This is a genomic window from Streptomyces sp. ASQP_92, from assembly GCF_025399895.1.
GTDB lineage: Bacteria > Actinomycetota > Actinomycetes > Streptomycetales > Streptomycetaceae > Streptomyces.
The window spans coordinates 18,596-35,260 of record NZ_JAODUA010000020.1; the positions used below are offsets into that span (position 1 = coordinate 18,596).

General features: G+C 70.5%; 11 protein-coding genes. 7 read left to right on the forward strand and 4 right to left on the reverse strand.

Annotated elements, in window-relative coordinates:
- The first annotated feature begins 115 nt into the window (after window positions 1-115).
- On the forward strand, window positions 116-1,171 hold the full coding sequence (locus N4G70_RS30685) for a threonine/serine dehydratase (protein WP_261716031.1): 1,056 nt from the start codon (window positions 116-118) through the stop codon (window positions 1,169-1,171).
- A gap of 106 nt (window positions 1,172-1,277) precedes the next feature.
- Here N4G70_RS30685 and rph read toward each other — a convergent pair whose 3' ends face one another.
- Window positions 1,278-3,875, reverse strand: coding sequence for a rifamycin-inactivating phosphotransferase (gene rph / locus N4G70_RS30690; RefSeq protein WP_261716032.1), 2,598 nt, complete (start codon window positions 3,873-3,875; stop codon window positions 1,278-1,280).
- 954 nt (window positions 3,876-4,829) lie between these two features.
- On the opposite strand from rph, the gene N4G70_RS30695 reads away from it, so the two are divergent.
- From N4G70_RS30695 to N4G70_RS30705, 3 genes are all read left to right on the forward strand, one after another.
- A complete protein-coding gene (locus tag N4G70_RS30695) occupies window positions 4,830-5,897 on the forward strand; it encodes a glucokinase (RefSeq protein WP_261716033.1) in 1,068 nt (355 codons plus the stop codon).
- A gap of 263 nt (window positions 5,898-6,160) precedes the next feature.
- Window positions 6,161-6,778, forward strand: a complete 618-nt coding sequence (locus N4G70_RS30700; protein ID WP_261716034.1) for an SIS domain-containing protein — start codon at window positions 6,161-6,163, stop codon at window positions 6,776-6,778.
- Complete coding sequence (locus N4G70_RS30705) at window positions 6,775-8,250, forward strand: trehalose-6-phosphate synthase (protein WP_261716035.1); 1,476 nt, start codon at window positions 6,775-6,777, stop codon at window positions 8,248-8,250. Before N4G70_RS30700 ends, N4G70_RS30705 begins: the two co-directional genes overlap by 4 nt.
- Here the strand turns inward: N4G70_RS30705 and N4G70_RS30710 are convergent.
- Entirely contained in the window at window positions 8,247-12,446 is a 4,200-nt protein-coding gene (locus tag N4G70_RS30710) for a caspase family protein (RefSeq protein ID WP_261716036.1), read from the reverse strand. The genes N4G70_RS30705 and N4G70_RS30710 overlap by 4 nt on opposite strands.
- Window positions 12,447-12,595: 149 nt before the next feature.
- On the opposite strand from N4G70_RS30710, the gene N4G70_RS30715 reads away from it, so the two are divergent.
- Window positions 12,596-13,453 carry an NAD(P)-dependent oxidoreductase gene (locus tag N4G70_RS30715; protein ID WP_261716037.1) on the forward strand — a complete coding sequence of 286 codons (858 nt, stop codon included), beginning with the start codon at window positions 12,596-12,598 and terminating at the stop codon, window positions 13,451-13,453.
- A gap of 61 nt (window positions 13,454-13,514) precedes the next feature.
- On the opposite strand, the gene N4G70_RS30720 is transcribed toward N4G70_RS30715, so the two are convergent.
- Window positions 13,515-14,363, reverse strand: a complete 849-nt coding sequence (locus N4G70_RS30720; protein ID WP_261716038.1) for an NAD(P)-dependent oxidoreductase — start codon at window positions 14,361-14,363, stop codon at window positions 13,515-13,517.
- Window positions 14,364-14,464: 101 nt separating this feature from the next.
- On the opposite strand from N4G70_RS30720, the gene N4G70_RS30725 reads away from it, so the two are divergent.
- The gene (locus N4G70_RS30725; RefSeq protein ID WP_315904312.1) at window positions 14,465-15,394 is read left to right on the forward strand and encodes an antibiotic ABC transporter ATP-binding protein; all 930 of its coding nucleotides are present in this window, start codon (window positions 14,465-14,467) and stop codon (window positions 15,392-15,394) included.
- 97 nt (window positions 15,395-15,491) lie between these two features.
- Here N4G70_RS30725 and N4G70_RS30730 read toward each other — a convergent pair whose 3' ends face one another.
- Complete coding sequence (locus N4G70_RS30730) at window positions 15,492-15,779, reverse strand: DUF6355 family natural product biosynthesis protein (protein ID WP_261716039.1); 288 nt, start codon at window positions 15,777-15,779, stop codon at window positions 15,492-15,494.
- A 189-nt stretch (window positions 15,780-15,968) separates the two neighbouring features.
- Between N4G70_RS30730 and N4G70_RS30735 the strand changes: the two genes are divergently transcribed.
- Entirely contained in the window at window positions 15,969-16,412 is a 444-nt protein-coding gene (locus N4G70_RS30735; RefSeq protein ID WP_261716040.1) for a MarR family winged helix-turn-helix transcriptional regulator, read from the forward strand.
- Window positions 16,413-16,665 lie beyond the last annotated feature (253 nt).

Genomic DNA, 16,665 nt, shown 5'->3' on the forward strand with positions numbered 1-16,665 from the left:
CGGTGGGTGACCCGCGACCCACCGCGCCCCGCTCCCCTCACGGCCGCCGCTCGCCCCGCACGCCCGCGACGTTCTACCCTGCGACCTCCTGAACCCCCTTCGTTAGGAAGTGCGCGTGCACCAGCTCACCTACGGTGACGTCCGAGCGGCCGCGGGCCGCGTCGCCGGCCGCATCCGGCCCGCCGTCGTGTCCGAGATGGAGCGCGGTGTGGTTCCCGCCGCGCCCCGCGGACCGCTGGCCGCGAACGAGCGCCAGGACTGTCGGGTCTGGCTGGTGCACGAGTACATGCAGCACACCGGGAGCTTCAAGGCACGCGGCGCGCAGAACTTCCTGCTGGCCCACCGCGAGGCGGGCACCCTGCCCGACGCCGGCCTCACCATCGCCTCCGGCGGCAACGCCGGACTGGCCTGCGCGTGGGCGGCACAGCAACACGGCGTCAGGGCAACGGTGTTCCTGCCCGAAAACGCGCCGAGGGTGAAGGTGGAGCGGCTGCGCGGGTACGGGGCGGAGGTCCGTCTGACGGGCCGCGAGTACGCCGCGGCGCTCGCGGCCTGCGAGGAGTTCGCCGCCGCCACCGGCGCGCTGGCCAGTCACGCGTACGCGCATCCGCTCATCGGCGCCGGAGCGGGAACCCTCCTCGACGAGGTGCTCGCCCGTGTCCCCGATCTGGACACCGTCCTCGTGTCGGTGGGGGGCGGCGGCCTGTTCGCCGGCGTCGCGATCGCCGCCCAGCACCACGGCATCCGCACCGTCGGCGTCGAGCCGGAGAACTGCCGGGCCTGGAACGCGGGAATCGAAGCGGGCCACCCCGTCGACGTCGAGGTGGCCTCCGTGGCCGCGGACTCGCTGGGCGCCCGCCGTACCTGGCAGGGGGCGCTCGACGCGGCCCAGCACGATCTGGTCCGCTCCGTGCTCGTCGCCGACTCCGAGATCGTCACCGCCCGGCAAGCCCTGTGGGACCAGCGGCGCATCGCCGTCGAACACGCCGCCGCGACCGCCCTCGCGCCACTGCTGGCCCCCGATGACCAGGAGAGCGGCCCGCCGTCGCCCGACGGCGGGCCCGTCGGCCGTGGCTATCGGCCGCGCCCCGGGGAGAAGGTGGCGGTGATCCTCTGCGGCTCCAACACGGACCCGTCCGACCTGGTGGGCCGGCTCCCTGAGGCGGCCTGAACACCACACGACCGGCCGCGGTGTCACCCCCGGGGAGGCCGTAGCGGCACCTCACGGCCTTGACGGTGACACCGCTGTCAGGGGGCCGGCCGGACCCCGTGCCCGGTCAGGGCAGGATCTCGACGTACCCGTCCGATCCGTGCACCCGGATCCGCTGCCCGTCCCGGATCAGCCGGGTGGCCTGGGCCACGCCCACGACGGCCGGCAGCCCGTACTCCCGGGCGATCACCGCGCCATGGGTCATCAGGCCACCCACCTCCGTCACCAGACCCGCGATGCCCACGAACAGCGGTGACCAGCTGGGGTCCGTGAAGGTGGTGACCAGGATGTCGCCCGCTGCGAGATCGGCGTCCGCCATGTCGAGGATGACGCGGGCCCTGCCCTCCACGGTCCCGGCGGACACCGGCAGACCGACCAGCGCGCCGGCCGGCACGTTGTCGCGCCGGTACGCGCCGTCAAGGACCTCGCCGTCCGAGGTGAGTACGCGGGGAGGGGTGAGCGCGAGGTACGAACGGTAGGCGTCCTTGCGCTGCTGGATGAGCCCTTCGTCCACCTCGTTCGAGCGCACGGCGTCGTGGAGTTCCTGGAACGTGAGGTAGAAGACGTCCTCGGGCGCCGCCATCACCCCGGCCTCCACGAGGCGCTCCGCCTCCGCCATCAGGGCCCGCTTGTAGACGAAGTAGCGGCTGATGATGCCGTACTTGGGGTACTCCCGGTATCCGATGAAGGTTCTGACCCGGTCGATCATCCGCTTGGTCTCGTCGGCCTTCTGGTCCCCGTCCGGCAGGGCCCGCAGACGGGACAGCACGTCCTGTTCCTTCTCCCACGCCTTCTGGCGCCCCTGCTCGAAGCGCCGCTCGGCCGCCCCCGGCTCGAAGTTCCTGACGTTGTCGAGGATGGCCGGCACGAGCGTGCTGGGGCGCTCGCGCCACCGGGGCCTGGTGATGTCGATCTCGCCGGCGCAGCGCATGCCGTACCGGTCGAGGTAGGCCTCGATGGCGTCGCGCGCCTCGGCTCCGCCCGCGCGTTCGGCCAGCTCGTCCAGGAAGTCCTCGTCGTCGACTCCCTGGAGGAACTCCGCCACCTCGGGGTGCGGGCGGATCACATCGGCGACGTCGAGCAGCGCGAGTCCCATCTCCGACGTGATGTTGTCGGGGGCGGACAGGGTCAGTGTGTCGGCGGCGTTCTTCTCGCCCAGCCACTCCAGCAGGTTGTCATTGAGCCACCAGGTGGCTTCCATCCCCGCCATGATCACCTGAAGGCTCAGGGGGTCACCGAGCACGCGCTTGTGCTCCTGGAAGGCCTCCAGGAGGTAGTCGAAGAGCTCCGGCCCGGTCTTCGTCCGGATGTCTCGCTCCAGCGCGGCGAGGGAGGCCCGGGTGCGTTCGATCGCCTCGGTGACGATGGTGGGATCGGTCTCGATGGAGGCGGTCGGAAGGACGGCAGCCGGGTGGCCGGGGCTCGCGTCCGGGATCGAGGGGATGAAGTCGCCGCGGTCGAGGACGGTCTCCAGCGCGTCCCTCGTCAGCGGGTCCCCTCGCCCCACGATGTCCAGGAGGCTCGCGCGGCTCGCGGGCGAGGCGAGGCGCCGGGTGGCGTCGACGAACAGCCTTCCGCCGGCCTCCCGCATCGGTGCCATGGCCGTCAACTGCCATACGGAGAGCCCCAGGGGCTTCATGGGGTCGGTCATCATCTGCTGATGCCCGACGGAGAGATAGACGTGGTTCTCGCCGTCGTCCGTCTCGGGGACGGGAAACAGAGTCGTGATCGGGCGGCTCTGGACGATCCGGAAGTCGTCGTCGACCAGACACCACTCGATGTCCTGAGGGCGGCCGAAGTGCGCCTCGATGCGCCGCCCGATCTCGACGAGCCGCAGGGCCTGCGCATCCGTCAGAGCCGGCTCCTCCTGCCGCTGCGACGCGATCTCCACTTCCCGTGTTCCGCCGGCCGGCAGCGCCTCGATGGCCCGCTCTTTGGCGGAGATCGTCCTGGACACCACTTCGCCGTCCCGGACCGTGAAGACGTCCGGGTTCACCAGACCGGACACCAGCGCCTCGCCGAGGCCGAATCCGGCGTCCACGGTGGCGACCTTCCGGTTGCCCGTGACGGGGTCGGCCGTGAACAGGATGCCGGACGCCTGCGGGAACACCATCTCCTGCACGACGACGGCCATGTGGACCGTGCGATGGTCGATGCCGTTGCGCAGCCGGTAGGTCACGGCCCGCTCGGTGAACGTCGAGGCCCAGCACCGGCTGATGTGCTGGAGGACCGCCGCCGGCCCCACCACGTTCAGATACGTGTCCTGCTGGCCGGCGAAGGACGCCGTCGGCAGGTCCTCCGCCGTGGCGCTGGACCGTACGGCACAGGGGGTCCGTTCGCCGAGTTCCACCAGCGCACAGGTGATCGCCTTCGCGATGTCGTCCGGGATCGCGATCCCTTCGACGGCTTGACGGATCTCCGCGCTCAGCGCGCGGATCGCCTCGCGGTCCTCCGGGTCCACCTGGGACAACCGCTCCAGCCGGTCGCCGACCGCCGGTTCCTCGGCCATGACCTGCCGGAAGGCGTCCGTCGTCACACAGAAGCCGCCGGGCACGCGGATGCCGTCGATGCGGGAGAGCGCGCCCAGATGTGCCCCCTTGCCACCGACCATCGAGATGCGTGTCTCGTCGACCTCGTCCAGGTCTCTCACATACTGCTCAGTCACTGCGGTACCTCCGAGGCAGCCGTGCTCCGTCGCCGTGCGGTGGCCGATGGACACACCGGCGCCTTCCACTCTGTCGAACCTGTTGTCGCGCACGTCCTCATCCCCGATTGTCTTCCCTCCGGCGCGTCGCATCTCGTGCCTGCGCACCCCACGCCGACGGCCACCACCGCACCCGGTTGTGGCCACGGCGGACGATTCTGCGCCGTCATGGGGGCCTTGCGGCAAGCCCCCCCACGCGCTATAAGTTGAAAAGGGCAAGGAGATCACTCTCCTTGCCTTTGTCATGGGCCGCCGTCGTGGGCCCCTGTCATGGCCGACGACGCCGGCCGGGCGACTCACCGAGTGGCAGCGCGCGCCATCTCTCAGTGCCCCATCCCCCGGCGCCCCAACTCCCCCTGTTTTCCTGGTCAGTTGACGCCATCGCCCCGATCGTGACCGGAGTGGGTTCTCAGGGCAGCCGTGGCAGTGCCTCGGTGAGTGCGCCAGTGGGTGTCGGTCACCAGAACGCCGAGGCGCAGTAGGTGGGTGGCCCGGGCCGGCGTGGCGAGCGCTGTCCGGCCGTGGAGGCAGGGCACCGAGGAGTCACCCAGAACTTTCGAAGGCGAAACGCATCGCTCGTGGCCCTCCGGAATCTCATGGACCGACGTCCCCCCGATGCCGGACAGGGTGGCGCGTAAAGCCGGTGCCCGTAGGAAAGTTCGCCAATTAGAGGGATTCTGCGGGAGACGCTTCGGACCCTACTCTGGATATGGAGAAGCTCCCCACGACCACGGCCCGAACCTGCTTCCCTGATGCAGGCGTCCTGACGATCCTCTACGTCCGTCGGCACGAGTGGGAACACCGTTACGGCCACGGGCACTTCGGCACCGGGCGGCTGCGGCGCCCAGTAGTTTGCCGCCAACTGCCCGACTCGCGTGGCCCGATACCTCCGGCCACCTACAAATGAGGAATGCAATGCCGCATATTTCCCGAGAGCGGATCATCGGTCTTCCCCGTACCGAGATCGCCGGTATCGACGCCGGTGGCACCAAGACGCACATGCGCTTCCTGGATCCGGTCACCGGAGAGATCAGGCACGTTCAGGCGCGCTCGGCCGACTACGACTCCCTGGAGCACCTCTTCTACGGCTGCTTCGACATGGCGGGCTGTCTGCCGCGGTCCCTGGTCGCGGGTGTGGCCGGCCGGCCCGGGCGCGACGGAGACGTCAGGATCACCAACCACCCGCAGTGGCCCACTTTCCGGCGGCGAGCCTTCGCCACGGACCTGGACATGTCACTCGTCACCATCAACGACATGGTCGCCACGACGGCCGGAGTCGCCGACCTCGACGAGTCCGACTGGGTGGCACTGACCCCCGACGTCCCGCCCCACCCCGGTCCCGCCCTGCTCGCCGTGTCGGTCGGAACCGGCGTCGGCAGTGCCTCGGTGGACCGCGAGGGACAGGCCCACCCCGCCGAATCCGGCCATGTCGCCTGGCAGCCGGTGACCGTCCTGGAGGAGGAGTACCTGCGCTCCCTGCAGCGGCTCCGCCCGGGCATTCCGATCTCGGTCGAGCTGTCCATCGGCGGGCTGCGCGGCATCGACCACATGTATGACTTCATGACGACACGGAAGAAGCCCGGTCCCTACATCCAGGAGCATGTCGACCGCTTCCGGCGCGAGCACCGCGGCATCGGCCCGGTGATCACCGCGGCGGCCGTCGGCGGTGACGCCTGCTGCCGCGAGATCATGCGTCTCTTCGGCGCCATCCTGGGGCAGTTCCTGCGCAGCAACGTGCTGATGTGCATGAGCGAGGGTGGCTCCGTGTGGCTCACGAGCGGGGTGTTGCAGGCCCCGGGCGTTTGCGACCTCCTCATCTCGGACACGGCGTTCCTGGAGCGCTTCATCGCGTCCGGCGCGGAGCACGCCGAGCTCATGCAGGAGATCCCCCTGTTCGCCGTGACGGATCGTCAGGTGGCCGTGCGCGGGGCCTTCGCGCTCACCCGTCAGGCCGCCGAACAGGAGCCCGCCGTACTCCACTAAAGCCGCCAACACCCCTGCGGATGTGTGACCGCTGGGCTAACATCCATGGCACGCAAGGCAAGTTCGCACGTCAGTGTCGTCGCGCGCTAGGAGCTCACCGCCGATGTCTTGGGTAATCCGACGCCAAAGCGCAAGCCGTGACCGCCGTTTCCGAACAGGGACCGCCGAACGTGTCGGATGACCCGACAGTTCTCCGACGCGGTCAAGCACGCACCACTCAAGCACCATCCGGCCACCACCCACCCAGCCGTCACGGTCGTTCCGTGACGCACACCTACGAACTCTTCCTGCGGGACGCCAGCACCGGATTCGGGGCGGTCGACCCGGGTGCGGTGAGTCAGGCCGTGACGCTCCTCAACACGGCCCGGCGCCGCAGGGCGCGGGTCTACGTCATGGGCAACGGCGGAAGTGCCGCAACCGCCAGCCACATGGCCTGCGACCTGGCCAAGGGCATCGGGCGCACCAGACACGAGCGGTTGCGCGCGATGGCGCTCAGCGACAACACGGCGACGCTCACCGCCTGGATGAACGACAACGGCGACACCCAGGGTTTCTCCCGCCAGCTGGACACCCTGCTCGACCCGGAGGACGTCGTCGTCGCCGTCAGCGTCAGCGGCAACTCGCCGAACGTCCTGGCGGGCCTGGAGACAGCGCGGGAACTGGGCGCCGCCACCATCGGACTGCTCGGCTCGGACGGCGGGCGCGCCCTGCACCGCGTCGATGTGGCGCTGCATGTGCCCAGTTGGGACTACGGGGTGGTCGAGACGGTCCACCTCGGCCTGGTGCACGCCCTGGCCAACGCGTTACGGGGCCACGCGCTGACCGCGCCACGGACGGTCAGCGCGGAGGCGGTCGACCTCGCCATCGGTCCTCCGCCGTGACGGACACCCTCGCGATCGCCTCCGACCGCGGCCCCGTGACCCTGTCCGGCGCGGGGCCGCGGCTACGGATGGAGCGCCGCCCCGGCAGCGTCACCGCCCTCCTGGACACGGCCGCCCGGGGCATACCCCGGCGCACGCTGTGGGTCGCCCCCTCCGACGCGGAGGCCGAACGGAACGGCCTCGACGCCGCGGACCACGCGCGGCTCACCCGGCACCTGGGCTACGACTACACCCCCGCCCCCGTCGGTGAGCGCCACTACCGCGAGTACTACGACGACGTGGGTGTGCGCATGCTCTGGCTGGCGCTGCACGGCCTGTGGCCGGACATCGCCGACACGGGCGCCCCACCGCCGGATCCGACCGCCTTCACCCGCTCCTACCAGCAGGTGAACCGGACCGTCGCGGAGAGCATCGTGCGGCAGACGGGGCCCGGCACACCGGTCCTGGTGCAGGACTACCAACTGGCCACCGCCCCCTGGTTCATCCGGGTCCTGCGGCCACGCCAACCCATAGGGCTCTTCCTGCACACACCGTTCAGCACCCCCGAGGAACTGGGCAAGCTCCCCCCGTCCATCACCGGCGCCTTCCTGGACGGCATCCTCGCCGCCGATCTGGTCGGCTTCCAGTCGCCTCGCTGGGCCGCCAACTTCCTCGACTGCTGCGAGAGTTGGGGCCACCGGGTCCACCGGGGCGCCCCGGGCAGCGATCCCATCGGCGTCGTGGAGAGTACGTGTCCCGCGCGGCCCACCGGGAGTGCGCGCACCACCCGTACCACCACCGTCAGTTGTCACCCCGTGCCCGCGGACTCGGCGCTGCTCACGGCGAACGCCCGGGACCCCGCGGTCGGGGCCTGGGAGCGGGAGTTCGCTCTGGATCCGGCCATCCAGCACATCGTCAAAGTGGACCGGATCGACCCGTCCAAGAACGTGCCGCGGGGCCTGGAGGCGTACGGCATCGTTCTGGAGCGCTCGCCCGCGCTGCGGGGCCGGGTCACCATGACCGCCTGTCTGACCCCGTCCCGGGAACGCATCCCGGAGTATCGCGCCCACACGGAGCGCATCCGGCATCTGACGGCGCGGCTGAACCAGCGTTTTCCCGGGTGTCTCGACATACGGCTCGGACACGATGTGTCCCGGTGTCTCGCGGCTCTCAAGTCCTATGACGTGCTGCTGGTGAATCCGGTACGCGACGGCATGAACCTCGTGTCCCAGGAGGGACCGCTGCTCAACACACGCCACGGAGCGCTGGTGCTCTCCCGGGGCGCGGGCAGCAGCGATCTCCTGGGCGCGCACGCCGAGTCGCTGCACGATGCGCGTGACGTGGAGGCGACCGCGAGGGCGTTGCACAACGCCCTCACCCTGCCCTTCGCCGAGCGCGAGAGACGGGCCTCACGGTTGCGGGCGGCCGTGGCCGGGGGCGATCCGGTGCGCTGGCTCGCGGGGCAGCTCCAGGAGCTGGAGGGGCTGCTCTAGCCGATCGCGCCGGGCGACGGTTCGCCGTAGTGGTCGAACACGCAGACCTCCCGCCCGGTGCCCACCACCAGCCGGTTGTCGGGTGCGGCGGCCAGGGACCAGCCCGGCGCGGGCAGGACGAAGCCCGCCTGGCGCTCGCGGGTGTGCAGGTCCCAGAACCGTACGATCCGGTCGTCCCCGGCCGTCACCACGACCGTGCGGTCGCGCAGCCGCATACAGGCGATGGCGTTGGTGCCGGCCCCCGCGTCACTGAGGCGCAGGCACCTCCTGCGGTCCTTCAGGTCCCACACGAACACACCCCCGTCGTCGTCGACGCTGACCACCACCGGGCGCCCGTCGAGCGTGGCGCAGTCCAGGGCCCGTACCCAGCCCGTGTGGCCGGTGAAAACCGCGGAGACCCGCCCGGTCTCCAGGTCCCACAGCCGGATCGAGCCGTCGAACGCCCCGGTCAGGGCGACCGGGCGGCCGTCCAGGGAGGTGCACGCCACCGTGTTGATGCCGCCGGTGTGCCCGGACAGGATGGCGCGCTCGCCGTGGCTCTGGAGGTCCCAGACCCGCAGGGTGCAGTCGTCGCTGCCGCTGACCGCCACGGGCCTGCCCCTGATCTGCGTGCAGGCCACCGAGCTGACCCAGTCGGTGTGCCCGGTCAGCACCGCACGCCGACGCTGGCTCTTGAGGTCCCACACGCGGACCGTGCCGTCGCTGGCGCCACTGATGACCACGGGTGTCCCGCCCAACTCGGTACAGGCCACCGCGCGGACGAAGCCGGTGTGCCCCTTGATGACTCCGCGTTGGCGACCGGAATCGATGTCCCAGGCGCGCACGCTGCGGTCGTCACCGCCGCTCACGGCGAGCGGACAGCCGTCCACGGTCATGGCACCGACCGCGTTCACCCCGCCCGCGTGGCCCACCACGTCCCTGGCCCTCGCCTCGACACTGGGATCCCACACACACATGGTGCCGTCGCTGGCACCCGTGACGACCGCGGTGCGCCCCTCGATCTCCACGCCCGCCACGGCCCGCACCCAGTGCGTATGGCCGATCAGCACACTCAGTTCGACCTCACGCTCCAGGTCCCAGATGTGCGCGTGGCCGCTGTCGGTGCCGCACACCACGACGCTCCGGCCGTCGAGTGTCATGCACGCCACCGCCCGCACCCAGCCCATGTCGCCGGAGAACAGGCACCTTTGCTCATGCTCCCGGACGTCCCAGATGCGGACGGTGCGGTCGTCTCCCCCGCTGATCAGGACGGGCGATCCGGCCAGCTCGGCGAAGGCCACCGTGTTCACCTCACCGGAATGCCCCTTCAGGACGGCCCGTTCCCGCCAGTGCCGGCCCTCGCCCCCGGGCCCCTCCGGCACGGTGGGGGACGGCTCCCACAGGCGTACTCTGCCGTCGCTCCCCCCGCTGGCGATGAGCGGCGTACCGTCGACCTCTCCGCAGGCCAGTGCCCGCACAGCCCCGGTGTGGCCGATCAGGCGCTGCTCCTCCCGACCGGTCGCGAAGTCCCAGAGCCGGATGGTGCGGTCGTCGCCGCCGCTCACGAGCACCAGGCGGTCCGCGTCGACGAGCCCGACCGCCACCCCCACCCGGCCCACATGCCCGCTGAACACCGCGCGTTCGCTCTCGTCCCGTAAGTTCCAGACGCGGGCCGTGCCGTCGCTGCTCGCGCTGATGCCGAGGGGTTCGCCCTGGAACCTCAGGTGGCTCACGGAGTTCACTTCGGCCATGTGGCCGCGCAGCATCCCGTGCAGGTTGCCGTTGCTCAGGTCCCACAGGCGCAGCATGCCGTCGGTGTCCGCGGTGACGGCGAAGGGCTGCTGGTCGAGCTCGAAGCAGTCGGCGCTCTTGACTCCATGGGAGTGGTCGACGAAGGACATCTGGAGCGCGGGATTGACCTGGGAGCCGGTGGCCCACCGCACCCGCCAGGGCAGGTCGGCGCTCAACTCCTTTGCCAGGCCCCGTACTTGGTGGCTGGCCGCGTCGAAGGCCAGGATCTGCCGGCGGGTCAGGGGGTCGGACTGGCGGTGCAGCGTGAGGGAGGACCGGTAGATCGAGCGCACCATGCGCGCCTGCTCGCTGCCGGCCCAGCGCAGTGCGGGGGCCAGGACGCCCGGGTCGGCGTGCACCAGGAACTCGGCGTCGGCGAGCAGTTCGTCCAGGCTCCCGGCGATCGCGGCGTGACTGGCGAGGTGGCTGCGTATGTAGAGGTGGGCATCCCCCCAGGAACGGCGCCCGGCCGAGGTGGGCACCTGCTCGAGGAGGGTGGTGGTGATCCGGCGGTGGGCCTCCTTGTCGCGGCGGGAGTCGCGCAGGAACTCCGCGAGCGTCTCGTGGTAGAGCCGGAACACCGACCGGTCGCCCACCCGCACCTCGACGATGTACGCCCCGGCGTTCCCGAGGAGCCAGTTGATGTCCTCGTCGGAGCAGCGCACCCCGGCCAGGACCGACGCGAGCGGCGCCCACAGGTTGTCCCAGGGAAGCCCCTGGCCCTCGGCGTAGGCGAGCGGGGTGAGCAGCCTGCGCACCCGCCATTCGTTGACTCCGAAGCGGGACAGATAGGCGGCGAAGACGTCCTTGACCTCGTTGGGCAGCCGGCGGTGCCAGCCGTCCTCGGTGGGGTCCACCTTGACCTGACGGTTGATCAGCGAGCGTGCCGTCATGTTGGCGACGAGGAAGGACTGCCCGGCCCTGACCGCGACCCCGTCCGCCACCGCGGCGGCCAGCGAGGCATGGCCGCGGTAGGGGGAGAGGCTGTCGGGGTCGTCCTCGGCGAGCAGCAGGGCCGCCACGTAGTCGGCCACGTCCTTGTGACCCGCGTAGGCCGGCCGGTCCAGGTCGATGAGCTCGACGGCGGTGCCCAGCGCGTCGATCGGGTCGCCCCGGGTGCCGACGATGAGCCGCACCTGCGCCATCGTCGACATCGGCCGCAGCAACGCCCGGGCGATCAGCGTCGCCTCGGCCTGGTCGCCGACGATGCCGGCCTCGTCCAACGCGTCGAGCAGTACCGTGAATTGGGCGGATCGGTCCCTCAGGAAGCCCAGCAGGTCGTCCGGCGTGGCGGCCACGCAGCCCACGGCCCGGCCCAGTTCGGCGACCACGTCGTCCAGGGTGCGGCGGCGCAGATGGAGGTGGGTGGTGATGCAACCGGTGGGGGGCACCGTCTCGGGGGGCGTCCGGGGGTCGGCGTCCGGCGTGTCCGCGAGGTACAGGAGCCGGCCGAGCAGGGCGGACTTACCGGAACCCGGACCGCCGGTGACCACCCGCGCGCGACGGTCGTGGGAGGGCTGGGAGAGCCAGCGGGACAGCGCCGCGAGGGCGGCGACCCGCCCGGTGAAGTACGAGCCGACCTCCCCGACGTACTCCACGCCGCGGGCGCGCGGGTCGAAGTGGGCGGATCGCTCCCGCCGCATCCTGGTGAGCGTCTCGACGTCCAACTCCCCGCCGAACAGGCCGGGAACGAAGTTGCGGTTGGGGAAGAACGGCGGCACTCCGGCCGTGTCCACCGAGGTGCAACTCGCGTGCTGGTACGGATGGTGCTCGCGGAAGTGCTCGTTGACGCGCTCGGTTATCTCCGACAGATCGATGTACTGCTGGTGGGCGCCGGCCCTGGGCGCGGCGAGGGTGCCGGTGAGCGCACCGGTCAGGACGCCTTCGCCCGCCTCGTCCCGGGCCCGGGCGCCCGCCAGGAGCCACAGGTTCCCGGCCACCGTGGTGCGCCCGGCGGCCAACTGGTTGGCGACCATGGCGATATCGGTCGTTCCCGACCCGGCGTAGCAGGTGTCGAGCACGATCAGTACCCGGGCGCTCACCGCCTCGTCGGCGAACATGAGGGCCAGGTCGTCCGTTCTGATGGCGGTCGACACCAGGCGGTTCTCGGCGCTGTCCGTGCACAGCAGATAGTGGCGTCCCCCGCTGGCGCGCACGCCGTGGCCGGCGTAGTAGAGCACGATGATGTCGTCCGGCCGGCGGTCCGGCGAACCCAGCCACTCCTCCAGACCGGAGATCAATTCCCGTGCGGTCGGATTCCTGCTCCGGTCCCGGAGCACGCGTTCGTAGCCGAGGGAATCGAACAGACTCGCCATGATTTCGACATCGCCCTCGACACCCGGAAGGTCGTCGATGCCCGGCTGCGAGTAGCTGCCCGTCCCCGCCGCGATCACGAATCTGCGGGGTTCCTCGCCTTCGGTTCCCATTGACTCATGCGCCATCATTCGACTGCGTCCGCCCCCTCGGAACCCACGTCTTGAGCCCGTACCCTACGCGCACCGCGTTCGAATCGGTAGCATTTCGCCGGCCACGGGAAGACACTGATCCAGGATCGGCACTCACAGCTGGGACGGAAATGGGCGACGCGGTAACAATTCAAACACCTTTGCCATTCACGGAGGGCTGTCTCAAAGTGATCATCACCGGCGCGGCGGGACGCGTCGGCAGCGGGTTCGCCGAATTCGCCGCGGACCGCTTCGAGTTGACCCTGCTGGACCGCCCCGGAGTCGATCTCTCAGGACTCGCCCCCTACGGGCGGACCGAGCACTGCGACCTGGCGGACCTTCCCCGGCTCACGGATCTGTGCCGCGGCGCCCACTGTGTGCTGCACCTCGCGGCGGATTCGAACACCGCCGCCGGGTGGGAAAGCGTGCTCGCCAGCAACATCGTGGGCACCTACCACACCTTCACCGCCAGCAGGCTGTCCCGCTGTCCGCGGGTCGTCTTCGCCTCGTCGGTGCACGCCGTCTCCGGTTATGCCCCCGGCCGCCAGATCACATCGGACGCGCCGGTGAACCCGGGCAATCTCTATGGGGTCTCCAAATGTTTCGGCGAGGCATTGGGGCGCTATATGGCCGAACGCGAGGGGCTCACCGTCCTCGCGGTACGCATCGGCGCCTTCCAGAAACCCGAAGCGGCGCGCGAACCGGATTCCGACTGGATGATCGGCACCTTCGTCGCGGAGCAGGATCTGTATCGCCTTCTGGAACGCGCCATCCGTATCCAGGGAATTCGCTTCGGAATTTTCCACGCGGTCAGCGACAACTGGTTCAAGCGCCTTGACATCACCGGCTCACGCGAACTGCTCGGCTACGAGCCCGCGTACGACTTCATGCGTCTCTCACCGCATTTCGAAGAGCTCTTCACCGGCCTTCCGCACGGCCACAGCCCCTCCCCTTCCGGTGGCAGCGAAAACGAGGATCGTTCCCCGTGAATGCGAACCGCCCCCTCAACGGCGGACGGTGATCACGGGCGGTCGGGAATGCGGGCCGGGCTCAGACGGCGTCCCGCCAGGAGCGGGCAGGGCGCCATCCGAGCAACTCGCCCGCCTTCGCGGAACATTGCAGGGATTCGAAGGCGCCCAGCGCCCTGGTGACCTCCACTCCCTTGCAATAGGTGTCCAGCAGTTCCGCGGTCGGCCTGTCCGACAGGGTGTCGGGAGCCGCGATCATCAGCGCGGTGGCCCCGGCGAGTTCAGCCGTCAGGGCCAGCCGGCAACTCACCGCCACATCCGCGAGGTCCACATAGCTCCACAGGTTCCAGCGGCCGCGTTCCGGTTCGGCCCAGTACTCCGGCAGAGCCGCGTACTCCCCCTGATCCATGACGACCGAGAAGCGCAGGGCGACCGGCGACATTCCCCAGCGGTGGGCGAAATGATGGGCGAGCCCCTCGCCCATCGCCTTGGACAGGGCGTAGGAGCTCTCCGGACGCACGGGATGTGCCTCGTCCAGGGGCAGGCGCACGGGGTCCGCGATCCGGAAGGGCGGGCCGAGGACGGTCTCGCTGGACGCCCAGACGACCCGGCCGATGCCATGCGTCGCCGCCGCCTGGAACACGTTGTAGGTGGAGGCCGCGTTCGCCGCGTACGTCGCGCCCTCGGCCAGTTCGGGGTGGAGCGTGTGCGAGTCGGGGACGCCCGTCGCGGCGAGGTGCACCACCGCGTCCGCCCCGTCCAGGGCGTCCACGGCCTGCCAGAGCTCACGCAGATCCGCCCGCCGGTAGCCCGGGCCCTGCCCGCGCATCGGCGCGACATCCACCTGGACGGTGTCGTGCCCCTGCCCGGCGAGCCCCGCCACCACCGCCCGACCGATCCGGCCAAGACCTCCGGTCACCGCTACCCGCATCTCAACTCCCTTACCGGCCAAGTGATCTGACGGATCGCCACGCGGATGTGGCGGACGGACTATAGTCGTTGTGCTGGCCTCTTCGTAAGGTGACCACTTCGGTGCGTATCCCGGGAGTACACATGGCGCGGATCGTGGTGGTGCACGGGGTCGCCCAGCAGTTCAAGGGGGCCCGGACGCTGCACGCCTCGGTGGCACCCGCGCTGCGCGACGGGGTGGCGGCGGCGTCCGTCGACGGGCCCGCCCCGGACCTGGGTGACGACGACATCGCCTGCGCCTTCTACGGCGACGCGTTCGTACGGCCGGGCACGCGGGCCACGACACTGCCCGCCTACGACGAGACGGATGTCGAGTCCGACTACGAGTCGGAGCTGCTCCTGGCATGGTGGCTCGAGGCGGCACGGGTCTACCCGGAGGTGCTGGGCCCCGACGCGAAGTCCCGTGGCGTGGCCGGATACATGGCCAGTCTCCCGCTGAAGCGCCCCATGGTGCGCCGCGCCCTCAACGCGCTGACGCACGCGCCCTATTTCGCCCGCGTCGCCGAGCCCCTGCTGATCTTCGGGCTGAAGCAGGTACGGCGGTACTTCACCGAGCCCGGGCTGCGAGAGCGCGTACAGGAGGCGGTCGCCCGAACCATCGGGCCGGACACCCGGGTCCTGGTCGGGCACTCGCTGGGCACCGTGGCGGCCTACGAGGTGCTGTGCGACGAGTCGTTGCGGGCCGCGCACCCGGAGTGGGAGATCCCCACCCTCGTCACCCTCGGCTCACCGCTGGGACTGCGCGGCCTGGTCTTCGACCGGCTTCTGCCAACTCCCTCGGCGGGCAACGGCCGTTGGCCGCCCGGAGTACGCGCCTGGACGAACGTCGCGGACGCGCGCGACATCGTGGCCCTCGTCAAGGAACTCGCCCCGCGCTTCGGCTCGGGCGTCGACGACCACGAGATCGACAACGGCGTCGAGATGCACTCCATGAGCCGCTATCTGACGGCCCCGGTCACGGGCAGGGCCATCGCGGACGGCCTCGGCCTCTGACCCGGACGGACCGAGGTGTTCCAGAGGGCCGAGCGCGCCTCAACGCCCTTGAAGAGTGCGGCTGTTGAGGCACCGACTCGGGTCGCCGTTGTCGACGTCAGCAGGTGCGCCCGGTGTAATGGGCGCCCTGGATCTTCTTGGCCGCGCCCAGCCAGCTTCGGCCCGGACCCACACACCACTCGTAGTCGCGCTCCCTGGCCACCTCGACCTTGATGACCACGTGGGAACCATCGCCCGTGCAGTGGTTGTAGAACGCGTCGCTGCCGGTCTTGTAGAAGCCGCAGGGGTTCATGACGGCCGTCGGCACGGCGGAGGCCGCCACCGGGGAGGCGAGTGTGAGGGCTGCGGCGCCGAGAAGGGCCGGAAGAAAGCGGCGAAAGGCCATGGGGCAACTCCTGCTTGAGGACGTACGGGTGCAGACACCGACGGGTGCTTTCGGAGGGTGCCACAGCGTGCGGCCCCCGCGATCATGTGCCGACGCGCGTCGCTCACACGGGTGAGGAAGTCCACCGGATCGGGTACACGGCGGCCAACCCCATCTGCTTGCGTGCGTCACGCACGTTAACCTGGCCGTGTGGACACCAGCACAGGACACGCGATCTCCGACGCCCTCGGCGTCCTGCTCAAGCGCAGCACCCGTACGCAGTTGTACCGAACCCTGACCGCCGGCCTGGGCGACGCCGTGGACGAACTGACCTATCCGATCCTCAGCGCGCTCGCCAGAAGCGGCCCGCGCAGCGCCGCCGACCTCGCTCCGGACGTGGGCCTCGACCGCTCCGGGGTCACTCGCCGCGCCTCCCAGCTCGAAGCGGCCGGGCTCCTGCGTCGCGAACCCGACCCGCACGACCGGCGGGCCACCCTGCTCGCCCTCACCGACGAGGGCGAGCGCACGGTGAGCACCCTGCGGCAGCGCCTGTCCGACCACATCGAGGCCAGTCTCGCCTCCTGGCCGCCGGGCGAGGCCGCCACCTTCGCCCGCCAGCTCCACCGCTTCGTCACCGAGGGGCCGTTCACCTGACGGAGCGTCACCCTCCGCGCCCCCGCGGCTTCTCCAGGGGGTGCGGCCCGAGACGATTCGTACAGTGAGCGAGGAGTCGATAGGGTTCCGGGTCACGACCGCACCCCGTTCGATCCACGGGCCGGTCAGGGATCCGCCGTGGTCCGTGGCACCCCCACGACCGCCGTGCCGGCCCCTGCCTGCCCGAGCCCTGGGACGACGGGGGCGTTCTGCACGGCGGGGCAGTCGGGCCCGGCCGACGGGTCAGGAGGAA